Origin of the sequence: Corynebacterium nuruki S6-4, from assembly GCF_007970465.1 — a bacterium.
Lineage (GTDB): Bacteria > Actinomycetota > Actinomycetes > Mycobacteriales > Mycobacteriaceae > Corynebacterium > Corynebacterium nuruki.
Genome location: NZ_CP042429.1, coordinates 1,367,701 through 1,388,092, shown reverse-complemented (window position 1 = coordinate 1,388,092; position 20,392 = coordinate 1,367,701). Strand labels below are relative to the sequence as shown.

At 69.7% G+C, this 20,392-nt stretch carries 20 protein-coding genes and 1 tRNA gene; 9 read left to right on the top strand and 12 right to left on the bottom strand.

Annotated elements, in window-relative coordinates; genetic code table 11:
- Positions 1-144 precede the first annotated feature (144 nt).
- Together paaI and paaZ are read right to left on the bottom strand one after the other, a co-directional pair.
- Positions 145-612 (bottom strand): hydroxyphenylacetyl-CoA thioesterase PaaI, encoded by a 468-nt coding sequence (paaI, locus tag FSW06_RS06230; protein WP_010121967.1) that lies wholly within the window; start codon positions 610-612, stop codon positions 145-147.
- Positions 612-2,774 carry a phenylacetic acid degradation bifunctional protein PaaZ gene (gene paaZ / locus FSW06_RS06225; RefSeq protein WP_010121965.1) on the bottom strand — a complete coding sequence of 721 codons (2,163 nt, stop codon included), beginning with the start codon at positions 2,772-2,774 and terminating at the stop codon, positions 612-614. Before paaZ ends, paaI begins: the two co-directional genes overlap by 1 nt.
- 196 nt (positions 2,775-2,970) lie before the next feature.
- On the opposite strand from paaZ, the gene FSW06_RS06220 reads away from it, so the two are divergent.
- The 4 genes from FSW06_RS06220 to FSW06_RS06205 all read left to right on the top strand — a co-directional run bounded on the left by FSW06_RS06220 (position 2,971) and on the right by FSW06_RS06205 (position 6,335).
- Entirely contained in the window at positions 2,971-3,363 is a 393-nt protein-coding gene (locus tag FSW06_RS06220; RefSeq protein WP_029450068.1) for a PaaI family thioesterase, read from the top strand.
- A 278-nt stretch (positions 3,364-3,641) separates the two neighbouring features.
- A complete protein-coding gene (locus tag FSW06_RS06215; protein ID WP_029450066.1) occupies positions 3,642-4,307 on the top strand; it encodes a FadR/GntR family transcriptional regulator in 666 nt (221 codons plus the stop codon).
- Positions 4,304-5,533, top strand: a complete 1,230-nt coding sequence (locus tag FSW06_RS06210; protein ID WP_010121960.1) for an MFS transporter — start codon at positions 4,304-4,306, stop codon at positions 5,531-5,533. Before FSW06_RS06215 ends, FSW06_RS06210 begins: the two co-directional genes overlap by 4 nt.
- Before the next feature lie 61 nt (positions 5,534-5,594).
- Positions 5,595-6,335, top strand: a complete 741-nt coding sequence (locus tag FSW06_RS06205) for a phosphatase PAP2 family protein (protein ID WP_010121958.1) — start codon at positions 5,595-5,597, stop codon at positions 6,333-6,335.
- On the opposite strand, the gene FSW06_RS06200 is transcribed toward FSW06_RS06205, so the two are convergent.
- The 9 genes from FSW06_RS06200 to paaA are packed head-to-tail and all read right to left on the bottom strand — an operon-like array spanning position 6,326 to position 13,855.
- On the bottom strand, positions 6,326-7,207 hold the full coding sequence (locus FSW06_RS06200; RefSeq protein WP_010121957.1) for a 3-hydroxyacyl-CoA dehydrogenase family protein: 882 nt from the start codon (positions 7,205-7,207) through the stop codon (positions 6,326-6,328). The two genes, FSW06_RS06205 and FSW06_RS06200, sit on opposite strands and share 10 nt — an antisense overlap.
- 2 nt (positions 7,208-7,209) lie before the next feature.
- On the bottom strand, positions 7,210-7,986 hold the full coding sequence (locus FSW06_RS06195; RefSeq protein WP_010121956.1) for an enoyl-CoA hydratase/isomerase family protein: 777 nt from the start codon (positions 7,984-7,986) through the stop codon (positions 7,210-7,212).
- A gap of 29 nt (positions 7,987-8,015) precedes the next feature.
- Positions 8,016-9,245, bottom strand: a complete 1,230-nt coding sequence (locus FSW06_RS06190) for a thiolase family protein (protein WP_010121955.1) — start codon at positions 9,243-9,245, stop codon at positions 8,016-8,018.
- Entirely contained in the window at positions 9,242-10,039 is a 798-nt protein-coding gene (locus FSW06_RS06185) for an enoyl-CoA hydratase/isomerase family protein (RefSeq protein WP_010121953.1), read from the bottom strand. The genes FSW06_RS06190 and FSW06_RS06185 overlap by 4 nt, the downstream gene beginning before the upstream one ends.
- The gene (gene paaE, locus FSW06_RS06180) at positions 10,032-11,189 is read right to left on the bottom strand and encodes a 1,2-phenylacetyl-CoA epoxidase subunit PaaE (RefSeq protein ID WP_010121952.1); all 1,158 of its coding nucleotides are present in this window, start codon (positions 11,187-11,189) and stop codon (positions 10,032-10,034) included. Before paaE ends, FSW06_RS06185 begins: the two co-directional genes overlap by 8 nt.
- On the bottom strand, positions 11,189-11,740 hold the full coding sequence (paaD, locus tag FSW06_RS06175) for a 1,2-phenylacetyl-CoA epoxidase subunit PaaD (RefSeq protein WP_050802039.1): 552 nt from the start codon (positions 11,738-11,740) through the stop codon (positions 11,189-11,191). The genes paaE and paaD overlap by 1 nt, the downstream gene beginning before the upstream one ends.
- A 5-nt stretch (positions 11,741-11,745) precedes the next feature.
- Positions 11,746-12,606: a 1,2-phenylacetyl-CoA epoxidase subunit PaaC gene (gene paaC, locus FSW06_RS06170; RefSeq protein ID WP_010121950.1), complete on the bottom strand. Its 861-nt coding sequence runs from the start codon at positions 12,604-12,606 to the stop codon at positions 11,746-11,748.
- Positions 12,603-12,887 (bottom strand): 1,2-phenylacetyl-CoA epoxidase subunit PaaB, encoded by a 285-nt coding sequence (gene paaB, locus FSW06_RS06165; RefSeq protein ID WP_010121948.1) that lies wholly within the window; start codon positions 12,885-12,887, stop codon positions 12,603-12,605. The genes paaC and paaB overlap by 4 nt, the downstream gene beginning before the upstream one ends.
- 14 nt (positions 12,888-12,901) lie before the next feature.
- Entirely contained in the window at positions 12,902-13,855 is a 954-nt protein-coding gene (gene paaA / locus FSW06_RS06160) for a 1,2-phenylacetyl-CoA epoxidase subunit PaaA (RefSeq protein ID WP_010121946.1), read from the bottom strand.
- A 283-nt stretch (positions 13,856-14,138) separates the two neighbouring features.
- Between paaA and FSW06_RS06155 the strand changes: the two genes are divergently transcribed.
- The 4 genes from FSW06_RS06155 (at position 14,139) to FSW06_RS06140 (ending at position 18,253) form a co-directional block, all read left to right on the top strand.
- Positions 14,139-14,888 carry a DsbA family protein gene (locus tag FSW06_RS06155; protein WP_010121945.1) on the top strand — a complete coding sequence of 250 codons (750 nt, stop codon included), beginning with the start codon at positions 14,139-14,141 and terminating at the stop codon, positions 14,886-14,888.
- 147 nt (positions 14,889-15,035) lie between these two features.
- Positions 15,036-15,260: a hypothetical protein gene (locus FSW06_RS06150; protein ID WP_139024573.1), complete on the top strand. Its 225-nt coding sequence runs from the start codon at positions 15,036-15,038 to the stop codon at positions 15,258-15,260.
- Positions 15,261-15,801: 541 nt separating this feature from the next.
- Positions 15,802-18,057 carry a carbon starvation CstA family protein gene (locus FSW06_RS06145; protein WP_050802034.1) on the top strand — a complete coding sequence of 752 codons (2,256 nt, stop codon included), beginning with the start codon at positions 15,802-15,804 and terminating at the stop codon, positions 18,055-18,057.
- Position 18,058: 1 nt separating this feature from the next.
- Positions 18,059-18,253 carry a CstA-like transporter-associated (seleno)protein gene (locus FSW06_RS06140; protein ID WP_010121941.1) on the top strand — a complete coding sequence of 65 codons (195 nt, stop codon included), beginning with the start codon at positions 18,059-18,061 and terminating at the stop codon, positions 18,251-18,253.
- A 208-nt stretch (positions 18,254-18,461) separates the two neighbouring features.
- Here FSW06_RS06140 and FSW06_RS06135 read toward each other — a convergent pair.
- Positions 18,462-18,537, bottom strand: a tRNA-Ala gene (locus FSW06_RS06135).
- A gap of 203 nt (positions 18,538-18,740) precedes the next feature.
- Between FSW06_RS06135 and FSW06_RS06130 the strand changes: the two genes are divergently transcribed.
- Positions 18,741-20,312: a carboxylesterase/lipase family protein gene (locus FSW06_RS06130; protein ID WP_010121939.1), complete on the top strand. Its 1,572-nt coding sequence runs from the start codon at positions 18,741-18,743 to the stop codon at positions 20,310-20,312.
- Positions 20,313-20,392 lie beyond the last annotated feature (80 nt).

Below are 20,392 nucleotides of genomic sequence, written 5' to 3'. Positions count from 1 at the left end.
AACCACGGACCAGCCCCCGGACGCCCTGCAGCGCAGGCGACCGGGGGCTTTCCCGCGCCCGGACAGCGAAAGTTCTCACCTCCCCAGGTACGCACGGAGCAGCTGCGCGTACCCGGTGAGGTGAGAGTTTCGTCTGTGCGGGTCCTACTTCTCCGGCATCCGTACGACCCGCGACGTGCCACGGAACTGGGCGATGACCTGACCGTCCACACTCAGCTCGACGTCGGTGATGCCGTTGCGGCCCCAGGTGTCCGACTGCACGGCCCGGCCGTGGACCCGGTCGCCGTCGTGCCCGGGGGCGATGTAGTGCATCGTGTTGAAGGCGGCGACCGCGGCCTGCCCGCCGGCGTTGCAGGCACCGGCGAACAGGGAGTCCGCGAACGAGTAGAGGAACCCGCCCTGGGCGTTGCCGTGTCCGTTGCACATCTCCGGACGCACCGTGAACTCACCCTCGCACACCCCGTCCTCCACGTGGGTGACGGTGATTCCGAGGAACTGGGAGGCGGCGTCCTCCCGGAACATGGTGCGCACCCAGGCGAAGTCCTCACCGATGGCCACCCCGGGCGCCAGGATCGTGTCCGGGGTGGTCTGCAGGCCTGTCGCGGCGGTCATCACCTGTCACCCCAGTTCGCGTAGGTGGTGTTCTCCTTCTCGACGAGGGTGAGCACGTCGTAGGACGCCACGGTCTCGTCGTTCTGGTTGGTGATCAGCGCATCCCAGCAGACCTCGCCGTAGTCGTCGGTGACGCGCGGGGTGATCCGCTTGGCGGTGAGCGTGACCCGGATGGTGTCCCCGTAGGTCGCCGGGGTGATGAACCGCAGGTTCTCCAGACCGTAGTTGGCGAGCACCGGACCCGGCGCCGGCTCGACGAACAGTCCGGCGGCCCAGCTGACCAGCAGGTAGCCGTGGGCGACGCGCCGCGGGAAGAACGGGTTGGCGGTCGCGGCCTCCTCGTCGGTGTGGGCGTAGAAGGTGTCGCCGGTCGAGTCGGCGAAGGCCTGGATCTCCTCGAGGGTGATCTCCCGCGGTTCGGAGACCAGCTGGTCGCCGATGCGCAGCTCCGCCAGCGACTTGCGGAACGGGTGCACACCGGTGCCGGCCTCGACATCGGCGCGGGTGACGGTGCGGGTCGCCGCACCCCGGACCCATTCGCCGGTGACGGCGGTGAGCAGGTCGGGGGATCCCTGGACCGCGGTGCGCTGCATGTAGTGGTGGATGCCGCGCACCCCGCCGAGCTCCTCCCCGCCGCCGGCGCGGCCCGGTCCGCCGTGGACGAGGGTGGGCAGCGGGGAGCCGTGGCCGGTGGAGGTCTTCGCGTCGTCGCGGTCGACGAGGTGCAGCCGACCGTGCAGGGCGGCGATGCCCGTCGCCACGCGGGACGCCGTGTCCGTGTCGTGGGTGACCAGGGACGCCACCAGGGAACCGCGGCCCAGGTTGGCCAGCTCGATCGCCTCGTCGATGCCGTCGTAGCCGAGCACGGTGACGACCGGGCCGAAGGCCTCCGTGTCGTGCACGGCGGGGGTGCGCGGGTCGTCGACGGTGAGGACGGTCGGGGCGAAGAAGGCGCCCGCGCTGTGCTCGGTATCGTCGAGCGGACCACCGCCGAGCCGGACGGTCGCTCCGGCGTCGACGAGGGTCTGCACGGCGGCGGCGACGTCACGCTGCTGGTTCTTCGAGACCAGCGGGCCCATGGTGGTGCCGTCGGTGCGGGGATCACCGACGGTGACCTTGTCGGTGATCTTCGCCGTCAGTGCCGCGACCACGTCCTCGACGTGGGACGCCGGGACGATGGCGCGGCGGACCGCGGTGCACTTCTGGCCGGCCTTGGCGGTGAGCTCGGTGAACAGGATCCGGATGTAGGCGTCGAACTCCGGGGTGCCGGGGGCGGCGTCCGGTGCGAGGAGGGCGGCGTTGAGGGAGTCCGCCTCGGCGGAGAACCGCAGGCCCTCGACCTGGACGGCGTCGGATCCGCGCAGGCCGCGGGCGGTGTCGGCGGAGCCGGTGAAGGCGAGGTGGTCGCGTTCGTCGAGCTGGTCGATGAGGTCACGGCCGGCGCCGGCGATGATCTGCAGTGACCCGGCGGGCAGCAGGCCGGATTCGGTCATGAGGCGGACGCAGGCCACGGCGACCGGGGCGGTCTGGGTGGCGGGCTTGACGATGGAGGGGACGCCGGCGACGAAGGCGGGGGCGAACTTCTCGAGCATGCCCCAGACGGGGAAGTTGAAGGCGTTGATCTGCGCGGCGACGCCGGGGATGGCGGTGCGGATATGACGGGCGACGAAGCTGCCGTCCCTGCTGAGGACTTCGACGGGGCCGTCGGGGATGACGTTGGCGTTCGGCATCTCGCGGCGTCCCTTGGAGGAGAAGGCGAAGAGGGTGCCGATGCCGCCGTCGATGTCGATGAGGTTGTCGCGGGAGGTGGTGCCGGTGGCGTAGGAGAGGTCGTAGAGTTCGTCGCGGTGGTCGTTGAGGAACAGGGCGAGGTTCTTGAGGATGAGGGCGCGCTCGTGGGTGGTCATCGCGGCGAGGGAGCGGTGGCCGACGGTGCGGGCGTGGTCGACGGCGGCGGCGGTGGTGAAGCCGGTGGCTGCGGGGCTGCCGGAGATGGTCTGTGCGGTGACCTCGCCGGTGGAGGCGTCGGTGATGTCGGTGACGGTCGCGCCAGGGGCGGTCGGGTCCGGGGTGGTCCACCGGTCGGCGATGTAGCTGGCGAGGATGGTGACGTCGGTCTGGTCGGCGTGCTGGGCGGTGTGCCCGGGGGCAGTTGCAGTCACGGGTCGTCCTTTCGCGGTTCTGCGTTGTAGTGACCGAACGATCGGTCGGTTACGCTATGGTATCGCACGAGAAAGAACAGCGACAAGGCTGCCGGGGATCCGGCGGCCCGACGACGTGCACAGCGACGTGTGCGGCGACGTGCACAGCGACGTGCACAGCGACGTGTGCAACGAGGAAAAGGAAGAGGGTACCGCCATGTGGCAGATCGAACTGGGGGAACTGGACGAGAAGATGGGCGTCAGGATCCTGGAGGAGAGTCCGGAGCGGGTCGTGGCGACGATGCCGGTCGACGGCAACCGGCAGTCACTCGGGCTGCTCCACGGCGGGGCGATGGTCGCACTGGCCGAGGCGGTCGGGTCCTGGGCGGCGCTGAAGCACGCCTCCACACTGGGGAAGGCCGTGGTCGGGGTGGACATCAACGCCACCCACCACGCCTCCGGACGCGCCGGGTCGGTCACTGCCACCGCGTCCGCGATCCGGCTGGGACGCACCGTCTGCTCCCACGAGGTCGTCATCACCGACGATGCCGGACGCCGCCTCTGCACCGCACGGATCACGAACATGGTGGTGGAGTGGTCAGCGGGGTAGTGCGGTTGGTCGGGTAGTCCGGTCGGCTAGTGCGGCGGTCTGGGGCGCCGCAACATTATGCGTCAACATTATGCGTTCTCAACGCTGTCCACCATCACGAAACATGCAGGTAGATTAAGTATTCCGGTTCCGTAGTCTGTTTTACAGCGCGCATAATGTTTGAACCGGAGGCGGACCGGACGTGAGGCGGAGGGACGGGGCGGGTGCGTCCGCCCCGGACAGCGGCGCCGGCCGACCCAAATGTAGGACATTAGGACCTCTCGCGTAGGGTGGCCGGCATGCCGAAGATCGAACCCCCGCCGTCCCGGTCGGAACGCGTCGCCGACCAGCTCCGAGACCGGATCGCCGCCGGCGAATTCCCGGTCGGCGCCCTCATCCCCACCGAGAAGGACCTCGCCGAGGAGACCGGGGTGAGCCGCAACTGCGTCCGCGAGGCGGTGCACGCCCTCGTCCACGCCGGCATGCTCGCCTCCCGTGCCGGCTACGGCACCTACGTCACCGACACCAGCGACCTCGCCCCGACCCTCGCCCGCCACATCGACCGGGAACGGGAACAGGATGTCGCCGAGGTCCGCGCGATCCTGGAACGCGAAGGCGCCCGGCTCGCCGCCCGGCACGCCGGCGCCGACCAGATCACCGCCCTGCGCGGAGCCCTGGCCGCCCGGACCGACGCCACCGCGGACATCACCTTCCACCGGACACTCATGGCGGCGTCCGGCAATGCGCTGCTCGCGGAGCTCTACCGGGGTGTCGGCGGCAATGAACTGGCACTGGAGACCTGCGGCACCGCCGGAGAAAGCCCCGAGATGGCTGCCGCCCACGCCGATATCGTCACCGCGGTCGCCGCCGGTGACGAAGCAGCCGCAGCCGCCGCCGCGGACCGGCTGACCGACCTGGTCGCCGTGGTCTCCGCCCGCGCCGACCTGCCGGAGGAGGACGCATGACCCGCCCCGGTTACAGCGCCATGGCCACCAGACATGTCCCCACCGGACTCGTCGTCGCCGGCATCCTGCTCGTCGCGGCGAACCTCCGTGCCGCCATCACCACCGTCGGCCCGGTCCTCACCGGCATCGAGGACGACCTCGGCATCACCTCCTCGGCGGCGTCCTTCCTCGTCAGCCTCCCGCTGCTGACCTTCGCCGTCGTCTCCCCGTTCGTCCCGCGGGTGGCGCAACGCCTCGGCCTCGAATGGATCATCGCCGGCGGACTCGTCATCCTCGCCGCAGGTCTCGTCCTGCGGTCGGTGCCGCCGCAGGCGCTGCTGTGGGTCGGCACCGTCCTCATCGGTGTGTCGATCGCGGTGCTCAATGTGGTGCTCCCGTCGTGGGTGAAGCGCGACTTTCCGCTGAAGATCGGCCAGATCACCGGCGCCTACTCCGCCGTGCAGTCCGCCTTCGCCGCCGTCGCCGCCGGGATCGCCGTCCCGGTCGGCGGGGCGACCGGCATGGACTGGCGGCTGCCGCTGGGGATGTGGGCGGGCCTGGCCCTGGTCGCCCTGGGCGTCCTGCTGCCGCAGCTGCGCCGGGGAGCGGCGCCGGCCGACGGCAGTGCCCCTGCCGCTGCCCCTGTCTCTGCCCCGGCGACCGGGCCGACCGCGCCCCGCCCGCTGTGGCGCAGTGCGCTGGCCTGGCAGGTCACCGCATTCATGGGTCTGCAGTCGACGAACTTCTACATCCTCGTCACCTGGCTCGCGACGATCGAGACGGACGCCGGGATCAGTGAGACCGCCGCCGGAACCCACCAGTTCCTCCTCAACGGCTTCGGCATCCTGGGCAGCATCGTCTGTTCCGCACTCATCGCCCGGCTCCGTGACCAGCGTGTCCTCGGGATGGTGGTCGGTGTGACACTGATGATCGCCACGCTCGGCATCCTCCTCGCCCCGGGCGTGACCGTGATCTGGTCGATCTTCGCCGGGATCGGCGGCGGTGCGGGCATCGTGCTCGCCCTGTCCCTGTTCGGGCTGCGGACCACCGACCACACCCGTGCCGCCTCGCTGTCCGGGATGGCCCAGTCGGTCGGCTACCTGCTGGCCGCCGCGGGCCCGGTCGCCGTCGGCGCACTGCACGATGCCACGGACTCCTGGACGCCTGCCCTCATCGTCCTGCTGGTCATCGAGGTGCTGCTCGTCCTCTCCGGGTACCTCGCCGGCCGCGACCGGACGGTCGACTGACAGCGACCTCACACCGGGGCCGGAGCCGGACCCGGGGACCGGTGGCGTAGGTTGTCCGGTCATGGGGAATCACACTCGTACCGCCGCACCGACTGTCCGGCCGTCCGCCCCGGCGCTGCCGACAACGCCGGTGACACCGGTTCTGCCGCCGGCCGCGCTCGGCCGCCGGCTGCTGCGCACGGCGGTCATCCTCGTCATCCTGGCGGTGCTGGCCTGGCCGGTCCGCACCGTCGTGCACCGCGTGATCGCGGAAGGCTTCGCGGATTCACCGCTGGCCGGGCCGGCCGGGTTCATCGCGGACAAGGGGTTGCTCGTCATCGTCGCCGTCGCGGCGGTCACCGCGGTGTGGACGTTCCGCCGGGACCGGGCGGCACTGCTCCGCCTGCTCTGCGGCGGGGTCGGGGTGGTCCTCGCGTACCTGACCAGTGAACTGGTGAAGATGGTGGTCACCGAGAACCGGCCGTGTGCCGGCGGGGACGTGACCACCGTGCTGGCCTGCCCGACCGGTGGCGACTGGTCGTGGCCGTCGAACCACTCGGTCATCGCGGCGGCGATCGCGACCGTCTGCATCCTTGCGCTGCCGTGGCAGCGGTGGTTCGTCGCGACGGTGTGCACCCTCGCCGGGGTGGAGGCGTTCAGCCGGGTCGCTGCGGGCGTGCACTACGCGCATGACGCACTGTCCGGGCTCGCGCTGGGGCTGGTGGTCGTCACCCTGACGGTGATCGTCCTCGTGCCGCGTGTGGCACCGGTGGTGGACCGGATGACGCGGCGGAGACAGACGTCGCCGCAGTACTACGAGTAGTCGTAGAACCCGCGGCCGGACTTGCGTCCCAGATCCCCGGCGGCGACCTTGTCGCGCAGGATCTGCGGCGGGGCGAAGCGCTCACCCAGTTCTTCCGCCAGGTACTCGGCGATTCCCAGCCGCACGTCGAGCCCGACGATGTCGGTGAGGGCGAGCGGACCGACCGGGTGCTTGTAGCCCAGGGTCATCGCATTGTCGATGTCCTCGGCGGAGGCCACACCCTCCTCGACCATCCGCATCGCCTCCAGGGCGATCGCCACACCCAGCCGGGAGGAGGCGAAACCGGGACGGTTCTGGACGACGACCGGCGTCTTGCCCAGCGCGGTCACCCAGGCCGGGGCCAGCTCCCGCAGTTCGTCGGAGGTCTGCGCCCCGATGACCACCTCGATGAGCTTCGAGGCGGGCACCGGGTTGAAGAAGTGCAGGCCGCACAGCCGCTCCGGGTGGCCGGTGACCTCACCGACGGCCGCGGCGAGATCGTCGACCGACAGCGACGAGGTGTTCGTGGCGAGCCAGGCGGTGTCTCCGACGACCTCGGCCACGCCCTTGAGCGCGGCGGTCTTGATGCCCATGTCCTCGGGGACGGCCTCGATGACCAGGCCGCAGTCGGCGAAATCGGCGTTGTCGCTGGAGACCGTGAGCCGGGCCGCGGCCTCGTCGACGGTGCCGCCGAGCTTGCCGCGGTCGGCGGAGGCCTGCACCTGGTCGAGGACGCGCTGCCGGGCGGCGGTGGCGGCGTCCGGATCCGCCTCGACGACGGTGACGGCGGCGCCGGAGATGAGGAAGGCGTGGGCGATGCCCGCGCCCATGCGGCCGCCGCCGAGCACACCGACGGTGGCGGGGAGGCCGGACGGGAGAGTGGAATCGGTCATGTCTACTTCTTCTTTCTGTCGATGAAGGCCTGCATGCGGTCGAATTTCGCCTCGGACTCGAACAGGACGGCCTGGGCGAGATCGTCGACGGCGGGGTGCGCGGCCCGCGGCATGGCGAAGACGCGCTTGGCGATCCGGACCGCCAGCGGATCCTGGCCCCCGATCCGGGCGGCGAGGTCGGCGGCGGCCTCCAGCAGCTGGTCGGGATCGTGCACCGAGAGCAGGACGCCGTGGTCGAGGCATTCCTCACCGGTGAGCACCCGGCCGGCGAACAGGATCTCCTTGGCGATCTGCTCGCCGGTGATCTCCTTGAGCCGCCACAAGCCACCGGCGGCGGCGATGATGCCGAGGTTCGTCTCCGGCTGGCCGAACCGCACCGCGGGCGTGCCCAGCCGGAAGTCGGCGGCGAGCGCGAGCTCCGCGCCACCGCCGAGGGCGAAACCGTCGACCGCGGCGATGACCGGCATGGGGAGCCGGGCGATGCGGTCGAAGATGCCGGAGTTGATGCCGGCGAGGGCATCGTCCCGGCGCCGCTCGCGCAGCTGGGTGATGTCCGCCCCGGAGGCGAAGATGCCCTTCCGGCCGTGACGGCCCTCGACCTCGCAGCCGGTGAGGATGAGGGTGCGGGGTTCACGTTCCAGCTCGGCGCAGACGGTGTGGAGATCGTCGACCATGGCCTGGTCGATGGCGTTGCGCACCTCGGGCCGGTTGAGCCGGACGAGGGCGTGGTTCTGTCCGTCCGTGTCGTGGACCTCGTAGGTCAGGGTGGTGAGGTTCATGTCGCCAGTATCGCGCAGTGTCACCGGTGTCACACCCTTTCCAGCAGGATCGCGGTGCCCTGGCCCACGCCGACGCACATCGTCGCCAGGCCACGGCGGCCACCGGTGCGCTCCAGCCGGTGGAGCAGGGTGGTGATGATCCGGGAACCGGAGGACCCCAGCGGGTGGCCGAGGGCGATCGCGCCGCCGTCGGCGTTGACGATCTCCGCCTTCTCCCCGGTGAGCCCGAGCTCGCGCATGCACGCCAGCGACTGGGTGGCGAAAGCCTCGTTGAGCTCGACGGCGTCGAGGTCGTCGACGGTCCAGCCGGCCCGGTCGAGGGCCTTGCGGGTGGCGGGGACCGGACCCATCCCCATGATCTCGGGGGCGAGACCGACCGCGGCGTCCGTGACGATCCGGGCACGCGGGGTGAGGCCGTACTTCTCGCAGGCCGCACCGGAGGCGACGATGACCGCGGAGGCCCCGTCGTTGAGGGACGAGGCGTTACCCGCGGTGACCACCCCGTCGGGGCGGACCACCGGGCGCAGTTTCGCGAGCACCTCGGCGGTGGTGCCCGGTCGCGGCCCCTCGTCGGTGTCCACGACGGTCTCGGTGGCCTTCCGGCCACGGCCGGTGCGCACCGTCACCGGGGTGATCTCGGCGGCGAACCGGCCGGCGTCGATGGCGGCGAGGGCCCGGGTGTGGGAGCGCACGGCGAAGGCGTCCGCATCCTCCCGGTTGATCCCCTTGACGTCGGCGACCTCCTCGGCGGTCTCCGGCATGGAGAGGGTCCGCTTGTCGACGGCGAGGTGCGCCGGGTTGGTGAAGCGCCAGCCGATGGAGGTGTCGAAGGCCTCACCGGGCTTCGCCCACGCCCTGTCGGGCTTGGCCTGTACCCAGGGGGCGCGGGTCATGGACTCCACCCCGCCGGCGACGACGATGTCGGCGACCCCGGCGGCGATCTTGTGCCAGGCGTCCGCCACCGCGCTCATGCCGGAGGCGCACAGCCGGTTCAGGGTCATCCCGGGCACGTGCTCGGGTCCGCCGGCGAGCAGCCACGCCATGCGGGCGACGTTGCGGTTCTCCTCACCGGCGCCGTTGGCGTTGCCGAGGATGACCTCGTCGACGGTGCCGGCGTCCACACCGGACGCCGCCAGCACGTCGGAGATGACGAGGGCGGCGAGATCGTCGGGGCGTACCGCGGCCAGGGCCCCGCCGTAGCGGCCGACCGGGGTACGGCGGGCGGCGACGAGGTACGCGGATCGGGGGTCGAGGGTCATGAACTGGCCTTTCCGGTGAAGACGGGGCGGCGCTTCTCCTGGAAGCTCCGGAAGCCTTCGGCGTAGTCGGGGGTGTGGGACAGCCGCACCTGGGCGGCGGATTCGAGGGTCAGGGCCTCACGCGTGCCCAGGCCCGCGTTCTCGATCCGGTCGAGCAGCCGCTTCGATTCCAGGAACGCCTGCGTCGGACCGGACGCCGCGGCGAGTGCGGCGGCCCGGGTCGTGTCCTGCAGGTCATCGTCGGCGACGGCCCGGGAGAACAGTCCGGCGGCCACGGCCTCCGTGCCGCGGATGAGTTCACTGGAGTAGATCAGGTCGAGGGTCCGGTGCCGGCCGAGGCGGGCGAGGAAGAACGCGTGACCGCCCGAGTCGAGGGTGGCGCCGAGGTTGGCGAACGGGGAACCGATCTTCGCCTTCTCGGCGAGGTAGACGACATCGCAGGCGACCGCCAGCCCGAGCCCCACTCCGAGGCAGGCGCCCTGGACGGCGGCGAAGGTCGGGGCGGGGAAGTCGGCGAGTTCGGTGAGCAGGGCCCCGAGGATGTCGAGGTACCCGGCGGCGTCGTCGTGGTCGGGGTCGGTGCCGGCGACGTCACGACCGGCACAGAAACCGCGGCCCTCACCGCGCAGCAGCAGGGCGCGGACCTCCCCGGACGCCGCCCGGGTCGCGGCGTCCGCCAGCCGGACCCGCAGCAGCTGCAGATCGTCGGCGTCGAGGGCGTTGAGCTTTTCCGGGGCGTCCAGCACAACCTCGGCGAGACCGTCGGCGACGGTGAGGTGCACGGTCTCAGGCATCGAAGTCGACCTCCACCGCATCGCTGGTCGGCCGGGACTGGCAGGTCAGGATGTAGCCGGCCTCGACCTCGTCGGGTTCCAGGGCAAAGTTCTCGTCCATGTCGCAGGAGCCGCTGACGAGCTTCGCCCGGCAGGTGCCGCACACCCCGCCGGCGCAGGCGAAGGGCACGTCCGGACGCTTGCGCAGCGCGGCGTTGAGGACCGTCTCGCGGGCCGACCGCGGCGACTCGACGGTGGCGGAGGAGCCGTCGAGCGTGAAGTTGATGTCGAAGGTCGGCTCGTCGGCCCTCACCTCGATGTCGCGGCCCTGCTGGCCGGCCGGCGTGGTCGGTTTGCCGGTGGTGAACAGTTCGAAGCGCACCCGCTCCTCCGGGACGCCGCGGTCCTTCAGCTCGTCCCGGGCGGTCTGCACCAGGTCGAAGGGGCCGCAGAGGAACCATTCCTCGACATCCCCGGCACCGAGCATCCGGTCGAGCATGAGCGACAGTTTCTCGTCGTCGATGCGTCCGGTGTGCAGCGGGCTGGTGCGGTTCTCCCGCGACAGGATGTGGTGGACGGTGAACCGGTCGGGGTAGCGGTCCTTCAGGTCACCGATCTCCTCGGCGAACATCACGTCGACGGTCGACCGGTTGGAGTAGACCAGCTCGAAGGTGGCGTCGGGGGAGGAGGCCAGCGTGGTCGTGGCGATGGCCATCACCGGGGTGATGCCGGAGCCGGCGGCGAAGGCGACCAGGCGGGCGCGGGGGTTGGCCTCCAGCTGGTCGTTGACGATGCCCTGCGGATCGTTCATCGCGGTGGTGCGCACCTTGGCGGTGAACGCGCCCTGCGGGTTCATGACCTCGATGACGTCACCGGCGGCGAGTTCCTCGTTGGCCCAGGTGGAGAACACCCCGCCGAGGGTCTTCTTGATCGCCACGCGGATCTCGCCGGGCACCGGTGCGGCGCAGATGGAGTAGGAGCGGCGCACCTCCTTCCCGTCGACGGTGGCGCGCAGGGCGACGTACTGGCCGGGGACGTAGTCGTAGTCGGCGACGAGGTCGTCGGGGACGGCGAAGGTCACCTCGACGGCGTTGTCGGTGAGGGGACGCACCGCCGTGACGGTGAGCGGGTTGAAGCGTGCCCGGGGGCGCGCCGGAGCTTGAGCGGTCATCAGTGCACCTTGAAGTAGTCGAATGGTTCGTGGCAGTCGTTGCAGATGTAGAGCGCCTTGCACGAGGTCGAGCTGAAGCGGGTGAGCTCGCGGGTGTGATGCGATCCGCAGTGCGGGCAGGACACGTCGGGGATCCCGGTGGTCCGGACGCCGAGCTGCAGTGTCACGGGCCCGCGCTGCCGGGTGCGGTGGGTGGGCGGGGCGATGCCGTAGGCCTCGAGTTTCCGCTTGCCCTCGTCGGTCATCCAGTCGGTGGTCCAGGCGGGGCTCAGGCTGGTGAGCACCTGTACCTCGTCGAATCCGGCGTGCCGGAGTGCGGCGGTGACGTCGGCGGCGATCTGCGACATCGCGGGGCAGCCGGAGTAGGTCGGGGTGATGGTGACGGTGACGGCGGGGTGGTCGTCCCCGGTGACGGTCACGTCCCGCAGGATCCCGAGGTCGACGATGCTGAGCACCGGGATCTCCGGGTCGTTGACGGTTGCCGCGGCATCCCAGGCGGCGTCCCGGGTGGTCTGCCCGGAGGCTCGGTCGGTGGTCCGTTCGCTGGTCACGGCGGTCACCACGTCGCACCCGGGTGCCGGCGGGCCAGGGACTGCATCTCCGCGAGCAGGTAGCCGCGGTACTCGCTGAACCGGCCGCTGCGGGCGTGGCCCAGATCGGCGGCGGCGGGGATCTGCGGAACCTCCAGGTCCGCCTGCCCGATCGCCGCGGTGAGGTTCTCCAGCACCGTGTCGCGCAGCGTCGACGGCCGGACGGCCGCACCCGGGGCGGCCTGGTCGACCCGGTCGATGACGGCCGTGTCGGTGAACAGTTCCTCGACGTACGGCCACATCGAGGTGAGCCCCGCCTGCATCCGGCGGGCGGATTCCTCCGTGCCCAGGCCCAGGCGCAGCAGCCACTGGGTGGCGTGGTCGACGTGGTAGTCGACTTCCTTGACGGCCTTGTCCGCGACGGCGGCGAGCATGGCGTCCGACGAGGCGGACAGTCGCGAGTACAGCTCGTGGGCGTAGTAGCTGAAGATCAGCTGGCGGGCGATGGTGTGCCCGAAATCCCCGTTGGGCTGCTCGACGAGGCGGACGGAGCGGAAGTCCTCCTCGTCGCGGAAGTAGGCGAGGTCGTCCTCGGTCTTCCCCCAGGCGGAGCCGGCGTAGGTGTAGAGGAACCGGGCGTGGCCGAGGATGTCGAGGGCGATGTTCGCTAGGGCGATGTCCTCCTCCATCTCCGGGGCCCGGGAGATCCACCAGCCGAGCCGCTGGGAGAGCATGAGGGAATCGTCGGCGAGCTGCAGGGCGTACTCGGCGACCTCGGGGGAGGCCGGGGCGGCGTCGGCCCCGGTGACGGCGTCCGCGATCTGTTCGGCGGTGATCGCGTCACCGACGGACATGTGGGTGGCGGATTCGGTGCTGACGGCGTTCACAGGTGCTTCACCCCCTCGGACTGCGTGTAGTAGGTGGCGTGCCGGTAGTTCTTGCCGGAGGAGGACTGGAAGTAGCCGCCCTTGGAGTCCGGGTCGGAGGCGGTGATCGCCGCGGAGGGGACGACCCACACCGAGGTGCCCTCGTTGCGGCGGGTGTAGAGGTCGCGGGCGTTGCGCAGCGCCATGGTCTCGTCGGGGGCGTGCAGGGAGCCGGCGTGGACGTGGGAGAGACCGCGGTTGGACCGGACGAAGACTTCCCACTGGGGCCAGTTGGTGGACATGTCGGTTTCTCCTTCTAGGCGCTGATCAGCGCGGAATCGTGGGACTCGTACTTTGCGGCGTAGGCGGCCGCGGCCTCGCGGACCCAGGTGCCGTCGTCGTGGGCGGCACGGCGCCGCTCCATCCGCTGGGAATTGCAGGGGCCGTGGCCCTTGATGACGGACATGAACTCGTCCCAGTCGAGCTCGCCGTAGTCGTAGTGGCCGCGTTCCTCGTTCCACTGCAGGTCCGGGTCATCGAAGCTCAGGCCGAGCGCCTCGACCTGGGGGACGAGCATGTCGACGAAGCGCTGGCGCAGTTCGTCGTTGGAGAAGCGCTTGATGTTCCACGCCATCGACTGCTGTGAGTTCGGGGACTCGTCGTCCGGCGGGCCGAACATCTGCAGGGCGGGACCGTAGAAGCGGTTGATCGCGTCCTGCGCCATCTGCTTCTGCTCCGGCGTGCCGTGGGACAGGGAGTAGAGGATCTCCCAGCCCTGCCGCTGGTGGAAGGACTCCTCCTTGCACACCCGCACCATGGCGCGGCCGTAGGGAGCGTAGGAGCAGCGGCACAGCGGGACCTGGTTGACGATGGCGGCGCCGTCAACGAGCCAGCCGATGGCGCCGATGTCGGCCCAGGTGCGCGCCGGGTAGTTGAAGATCGAGGAGTACTTCGCGCTGCCGTCGAGCAGCTGGCCGACGAGGGTGTCCCGGTCGGTGCCGAGGGTCTCGGCGGCGGAGTAGAGGTAGAGGCCGTGGCCGGCCTCGTCCTGGACCTTGGCCATGAGGATGGCCTTGCGCTTGAGGCTGGGGGCGCGGGAAATCCAGTTCGCCTCGGGCTGCATGCCGATGATCTCGGAGTGCGCGTGCTGGGCGATCTGGCGGGTGAGGGTCTTCCGGTACTTCGCGGGCATCCAGTCGGCGGGCTCGACGCGGGCGTCCTCCGCGATGAGCTGGTCGAAGTGGTCCTGCTCCGGAGTGGGTGCAGCCATGGTTACCTCCGTGTGTGGTTCCGGTCGTCGTCTACCGACCGATCGTTCGGTCAGTGTAGGGACGCCGGGAAGTGTTTGTCAACCGAACTGCAGCCCGCGCTCGCGGCGTCCTGCGGTCCGGGGCGTGCGGGGCAGGACGCAGCGACAGGTGTGGGCCGTGAGGTGAAACTGACAGCGATACGGCAGGTAGATGATCTGGCAATTACCCGGGTGCTGCCGTTACAGTGGATCCGGCATATGCGCCGGGCACGGTGCATCAGCGAGGAAAAGGCAGGGCAAGCACGTGAGTCAGAAGATCAAGGCGCCGAACCAGAAGGGCAACGGCTTCCTCTGGGGCATTGTCGCCCTCGTCGTCATCGTGATCGTGGTGGTCGCGGTGATCGTGGTGAACAACCGCAAGGACAGCGACAGCATCGACATCGCCTCGGAGGACGTGAACTTCGGGATCTCCTACGATGCCGGCGTCGTCACCCTCAAGAACGACAAGGCCACCGACAGCACCCCGGTCGCCGACATCTTCGAGGACTACGCGTGCCCCCACTGCGCCGACCTCGTCGAGGCCGACCATGCGGACATGAAGACGGCCCTCGACGACGGCAAGCTCGTCGTCAAGCTCCACACCGTCAACATCCTCGACGGTGACGGCAAGGGCAACATCAAGCCCGGCCCGGCGACCATGGGTGGCGCGGCACAGCTGGCCATCGCCGAGACCGGCGACGCCGCCGCCTTCTGGGCGATCCACGACTATGTCTTCGGCAACCAGAACGAGGTCTACCGCAACTGGGATTACGCGGACTACGCCGACGCCGCCGACCAGCTCGGCGTGGACAAGGGCACGGTCGACGCGATCCGCGACGGATCGGTCAAGGACAAGTACCTCGACACGTTCGCCGACAACGTCAAGACGATGAACGACAAGGGCGCCCAGGGCACCCCGGCCATCTACGTCGACGGCCAGGAGATGCCGATCCAGAAGGACCCGAACGACGCTTCCAAGGTCAAGAACTGGATCCCGGACGTCGTCAAGAACTAGCGTTCCTGACCGGCGCTGACCGGCACTGACCGGCACTGACCGGCGACCTGGAGACCGGCCCCTTCCCGCACCGCACGACCGGCGCGGGGAGGGGCTCTGTCGTCTGTCACGGTGGCGGCGTGCCGGGTCCTGTGGTTGCGTGGGGGTATGAGTCAGTACTGGATTCCCGACACCTCCGTCCCGACATCCACCGGACGCTCCGCCAACACCCCGTTCCGCGGTGCCTCGCAGCGCCGTGGCTCCGTCCAGTCCGGAGCTCCCGGTCGCCCCGGTCGCGTCAGCCGGTTCTTCCGCGGCCTCGGGCGTCTGTGGATGGAGCGCAGCCGGCCGGAGGGGCCTGCTGTCCGCCTGCCCGACGATCCGGAGAGCTGAGCAGCGGGGGATGCCGACGGGTGCAGCTCCGGAGGGTCCCTGCGGGTGGCGGTCCGGAGGATGCGCCGACAAATCCGGACTTCCGTGGCAGCGTCCGGCGGAAAAGTCGGCGCATCCTCGTCGATGACCGGGAATCCGGCGACCGGGACGGGGTGTGGGGCAGGTCCGGTCGCCGGCTTCCTGGTCCGGGCCTCGGCTGTCAGCGCATCTGTCCGTCCGGCAGACCAAAACGTCGTTCACCTGGGTTGTCGGGGCACTTTTGGTCTGCCGGACGGACAGATGCGCTGCCACGGCGTCCGCCACCCGGAGCGTGGACCCGCGGTGACATGGACCGGGTCTTCCCGCCGGCCGGGGTCCGACAGGTGCACGGGTACGTCGACCCGGGGCAGCATCTCGGTACGGTTCTGTGACGCAGTGATCTGCACCGGCTGGAAAGGTTTCCGATGCAAGAGTGATCTGCGTTACGGTGAAACGATATGTATCGGTATCAGGCCGTACATGTGGCGTTATCATCTCTCAGTCAGCATCCCTAGGAGGAAGCGTGTCTCACGCAATCGCAGAGGGGACCCCACCGGCAGCCGTCGAGCCGGAAGTCCTTGAGGCGGAGTCCAGGAAATGGACTCCCACCAAGATCATCATCTGGGTGCTGATCGCCCTGTTGGGTGGCGTCGCCTGGGGCGTACTGGCCCTCTCCCGAGGGGAGAGCATCAACGCCGTCTGGTTCGTGTTCGCCTCGGTGTGCACGTACCTGATCGCGTACCGGTTCTACTCGAAGTACATCGAGCGGCACATCACCAGGCCGGACGACAAGCGCGCCACCCCGGCCGAGGTCCACGACAACGGCCAGGACTACATGCCCACCGACCGGCGCGTGCTCTTCGGGCACCACTTCGCCGCCATCGCCGGAGCCGGCCCGCTGGTCGGTCCCGTGCTCGCCGCGCAGATGGGCTACCTGCCCGGAACCATCTGGATCGTGGCGGGTGTGGTGCTCGCCGGTGCCGTCCAGGACTACCTGGTCATGTTCTTCTCCATGCGGCGCGGCGGTCGTTCCCTGGGGCAGATGGCCCGTGACGAGCTCGGCGTGATCGGCGGCACCGCAGCGATCATTGCGACCCTGCTGATCATGGTCATCATCACCGCCATCCTGGCGCTGGTCGTCGTGAACTCCCTCGCCGAGTCCGCCTGGGGAGTGTACTCGGTGGGTCTGACCATCCCGATCGCCATCCTGATGGGGCTTTACCTGCGCTTCATCCGCCCGGGCCGCGTCCTGGAGGTCTCCATCATCGGCTTCGTGCTGCTGATGGCCGCCATCATTTCCGGCCGCTGGGTCGCCGAGACCTCCTGGGGCGCCGATTTCTTCACGCTGAACAAGACCACCCTCGCCTGGTGCATCATCATCTACGGCTTCATCGCGGCGATCCTGCCGGTGTGGTTCCTGCTGGCACCGCGTGACTACCTCTCCACGTTCATGAAGATCGGCGTCATCGCCCTGCTGGCCATCGCGATCCTGGTGGTCCACCCCGACCTCGAGGTACCCAAGCTCGGCGAGTTCGCGATGCGCGACGACGGCCCCGTGGTCGCCGGATCCCTCTTCCCGTTCCTCTTCGTCACTATCGCCTGCGGCGCCTTGTCCGGGTTCCACGCGCTGATCTCCTCCGGCACCACCCCGAAGCTGGTGCAGAAGGAACGCCAGACCCGCTTCCTGGGCTACGGCGGCATGCTGATGGAGTCCTTCGTGGCGATCATGGCACTTGTGGCCGCCCTGTCCATCGACCGTGGCGTGTACTTCGCCATGAACTCCGGCGCCGGCGCGACCGGCGGCACCGTGGAGGGTGCCGTCCAGTTCGTGAACTCCCTGGGTCTGACCGGTGTCCACCTGGACGCGGGCACGCTGAACGACATCGCCGACAACGTGGGGGAGGATTCCGTGGTCTCCCGTACCGGTGGCGCACCGACCCTGGCCGTGGGCATCTCCCACATCATGCATCAGTGGTTCGGCGGCACCGCGATGATGGGTTTCTGGTACCACTTCGCCATCATGTTCGAGGCACTGTTCATCCTGACCGCCGTGGACGCCGGCACCCGCGTGTCCCGCTTCATGCTCCAGGACGCCATCGGCAACTTCATCCCGAAGTTCAAGGACAACTCCTGGCGGATCGGCTCCTGGATCGCGACGGCGATCATGGTGGCCGGCTGGGGATACATCCTGGTCCTCGGCGTCACTGACCCCCTGGGCGGCATCAACACGTTCTTCCCGCTGTTCGGCATCTCTAACCAGTTGCTCGCGGCGATCGCGTTGTCCGTGGTCATGGCCATCGTGGCCAAACGCGCGCCCAGGTACCTCTGGGTGGTGATCCTGCCGACCGTGGCGACCGTGATCATCACGACCGTGGCCTCGCTGTACAAGATCTTCTCCACGGTGCCCTCCGTGGGGTACTTCGCGCAGAACCGTGCCTACCGGGATGCACTGGACTCCGGCGCCACCTCCTTCGGGACATCGAAGTCGGTCTCCGAGATGGAGGCGGTCATCCGTAACACCGCGGTGCAGGGCACGCTCTCCGTGGTATTCCTGGTGCTCACGCTGATCGTCGTCGTCGCCGCGGTGCTGGTGACCATCAGGAACGTGCGCACGCACCGTCCGGACACCACCGAGGATCCCGAGGTCCCCTCGAAGATCTATGCTCCGGCCGGCATCATCGCCACCCCGTCGGAGAAGGCACTGGTCAAGGAGTGGGAGGACTACGAGGCAGGCGGATCCGGTCCCACGGCCGACGTCGCCCGGAAGGCGGGGGTCTGACATGGGCGCCGGACCGGGGCGGCGGCTGCTCGGCGTCCGCGATTACCTCGAGGGTCTGCTGGGCGGCGGTCAGTACCGCAACTACCTCGCCTGGCACCGGCGTACCCAGCCCGGGGGCGACCCCATGAGCGAACGCGAATACTGGCGGCACCGCTACGCCCATGAGGACGCCCACCCGGAGGGCCGCTGCTGCTGAGACCGGCCGGTTATTCCGAGGACGTCGTGGTGACCCGAGTTGACCCGGATCGGTCAGTTCCGTCGGACCGGAAGTGCAGAATCGGGTCGGCTCGGGACAACTCCGGCCGGGTCGGCCGATGACACGGTGACGCGCCGGTGAAAGACACACATTTTGTCGTATACGCGGAAAACCCCGGCCGGACTCTCGTCCGACCGGGGTTTCCGAGTGGTGGAGCTAAGGGGATTCGAACCCCTGACCCCCACACTGCCAGTGTGGTGCGCTACCAGCTGCGCCATAGCCCCGAAAGCACGACTGTCCCGGAACTCCGGAACCGCACTGCGATCGGGGAATAACGTACAACACCCGGTGCTGTGACGACAAACGGGCAGGTGGCGTGGGCTGTCCGATGGGTGCCCGGCGAGAACTGAACCGGAATTCATGCGGAGGTCGTTTCGGGTCAGTAAGGTTCCGGCTACCGTACGCCGTCGACCTCGAGGAGCACAGGATGCAGGATGACCGACTGACCGTCAGCACGACCGCAGGGCCGGTGACCGGCGCGGCCCAGTCGGCCCCGCCAGGCCAGGCGGGCGAGACGGGCACGGAGGCCTGGTACGGGGTGCCCTACGCCGCCCCGCCGGTCGGGGAGCTGCGGTTCCGTCGGCCACAGCCCGTGTCGCCCCGGAGCGAACCCCTGGCGGCCACGCAGTGGGGTCACTCGCCGATGCAGCAGCCGATGTCGGAGGCCATGGGCGGGGTCGGCGACAGTCCGGGGAGCACTCCCGACATCGACGAGGACTGCCTGACCCTCAACATTGTCCGACCGGCCGGCGAGGCCGGGGAGACGGCGTCCGGTCTGCCTGTCATGGTGTGGATCTACGGTGGGGCGTTCACGGTCGGGGCGTCCCGCAACTACGACGGACGCCACCTGGCGGAGCGCGGCGACGTCGTCGTGGTGACGGTGAACTACCGTGTCGGCCCGTGGGGGTTCCTCGACTTCTCGGCGCTGTCCACCTCCGACGGGCCGGTGTTCGAGTCGAACACCGGGCTCCACGACCAGATCGCCGCGCTCACCTGGATCCGTGACAACATCGCGGCCTTCGGCGGGGATCCGGACAACGTGACCGTGTTCGGGGAGTCGGCCGGCGGCTCGTCGGTGCTCGCGCTGATGTGCATGCCTGACGCGCGGGGACTGTTCCACCGCGTCATCGCCGAATCACCGGCGGTGGCGGGCACCGGGGCGGCGTCCCAGGAGCGCTGGGCGCGACGGTTCGCCGAACTTCTCGCGCCGGACGCCGCCACCGACGCCGATCTCGGCCGGGCACTGCTGTCGGCCACGCAGGACGAGCTGCTCGCCACGGTCGGGAAGCTGGCCGGTGTCGGTGCCGTCGAGGCGCCGGGGACCGTCCTCTACGGCCCGTGCATCGACGGGGAGTCCCTGCCGGAGCCGGTTCTCCGGACCTTCGCGTCGGGACGGCAGGCCCGGGTGCCGCTCATCATCGGGACGAATGAGCATGAGGGCCTGCTGTTCCTCGTCGGGGCGCAGAAGTCCGGGGCGGAGATCCTGCCGGTGTATCCGGACACGGTCCGCCGGCACCTGGGGGAGAAGCCGGCGGTGCCGGACCTGCTGGCCACCTACCCGGGCTTCCCGGATCCGGTGGAGGCCGCGCGCGTCGGTGGTGACCTGTTGTTCTGGTACCCGGCCACCGTCGTGGCGGACGCCCATGGTGCGGTGGCGCCCACCTGGGCCTACCGGTTCGACTATGTGTCGCAGGATCCGCGGTTCGGTGCGCTGGGTGCGACCCACGGCCAGGAGATCCCGTACGTCTTCGGCCGGATCCGTGCGGTGCTGGCGGCGGAAGGCGCCGGCGGCACGGGGGAGGCCGACCGTGACATCGCCTTCTCGGAGCAGGTGATGGACCGGTGGCTCGCCTTCGCCCGGGACGGGGTTCCGGACGCCGCCTGGCCGGTCTACCGTGCGGCGGACCGGACCGTGCAGGTGCTCGATGAGGAGTGTGTGCTGCAGCAGGATCCGCTGGGGGAGCGCCGGGCGGCCTGGGCCGCGGTCTTCGGCGGGTAGCGACCGGCGGATACTGCACCGGCTGTCACCGCTGCCGCCCGGTTGGCGGTGACAGGGAGTGCAGTATCTGCGCGCCGGGA

Excerpts from the sequence above, each read along its gene's own strand:
- paaI (WP_010121967.1), bottom strand. The coding sequence starts at position 612 with ATGACCGCCGCGACAGGCCTGCAGACCACCCCGGACACGATCCTGGCG.
- FSW06_RS06220 (WP_029450068.1), top strand. The coding sequence starts at position 2,971 with ATGTGGCAGATCGAACTGGGGGAACTGGACGAGAAGATGGGCGTCAGG.
- FSW06_RS06215 (WP_029450066.1), top strand. The coding sequence starts at position 3,642 with ATGCCGAAGATCGAACCCCCGCCGTCCCGGTCGGAACGCGTCGCCGAC.
- FSW06_RS06210 (WP_010121960.1), top strand. The coding sequence starts at position 4,304 with ATGACCCGCCCCGGTTACAGCGCCATGGCCACCAGACATGTCCCCACC.
- FSW06_RS06205 (WP_010121958.1), top strand. The coding sequence starts at position 5,595 with ATGGGGAATCACACTCGTACCGCCGCACCGACTGTCCGGCCGTCCGCC.
- FSW06_RS06200 (WP_010121957.1), bottom strand. The coding sequence starts at position 7,207 with ATGACCGATTCCACTCTCCCGTCCGGCCTCCCCGCCACCGTCGGTGTG.
- FSW06_RS06195 (WP_010121956.1), bottom strand. The coding sequence starts at position 7,986 with ATGAACCTCACCACCCTGACCTACGAGGTCCACGACACGGACGGACAG.
- FSW06_RS06190 (WP_010121955.1), bottom strand. The coding sequence starts at position 9,245 with ATGACCCTCGACCCCCGATCCGCGTACCTCGTCGCCGCCCGCCGTACC.
- FSW06_RS06185 (WP_010121953.1), bottom strand. The coding sequence starts at position 10,039 with ATGCCTGAGACCGTGCACCTCACCGTCGCCGACGGTCTCGCCGAGGTT.
- paaE (WP_010121952.1), bottom strand. The coding sequence starts at position 11,189 with ATGACCGCTCAAGCTCCGGCGCGCCCCCGGGCACGCTTCAACCCGCTC.
- paaB (WP_010121948.1), bottom strand. The coding sequence starts at position 12,887 with ATGTCCACCAACTGGCCCCAGTGGGAAGTCTTCGTCCGGTCCAACCGC.
- paaA (WP_010121946.1), bottom strand. The coding sequence starts at position 13,855 with ATGGCTGCACCCACTCCGGAGCAGGACCACTTCGACCAGCTCATCGCG.
- FSW06_RS06150 (WP_139024573.1), top strand. The coding sequence starts at position 15,036 with ATGAGTCAGTACTGGATTCCCGACACCTCCGTCCCGACATCCACCGGA.
- FSW06_RS06140 (WP_010121941.1), top strand. The coding sequence starts at position 18,059 with ATGGGCGCCGGACCGGGGCGGCGGCTGCTCGGCGTCCGCGATTACCTC.
- FSW06_RS06130 (WP_010121939.1), top strand. The coding sequence starts at position 18,741 with ATGCAGGATGACCGACTGACCGTCAGCACGACCGCAGGGCCGGTGACC.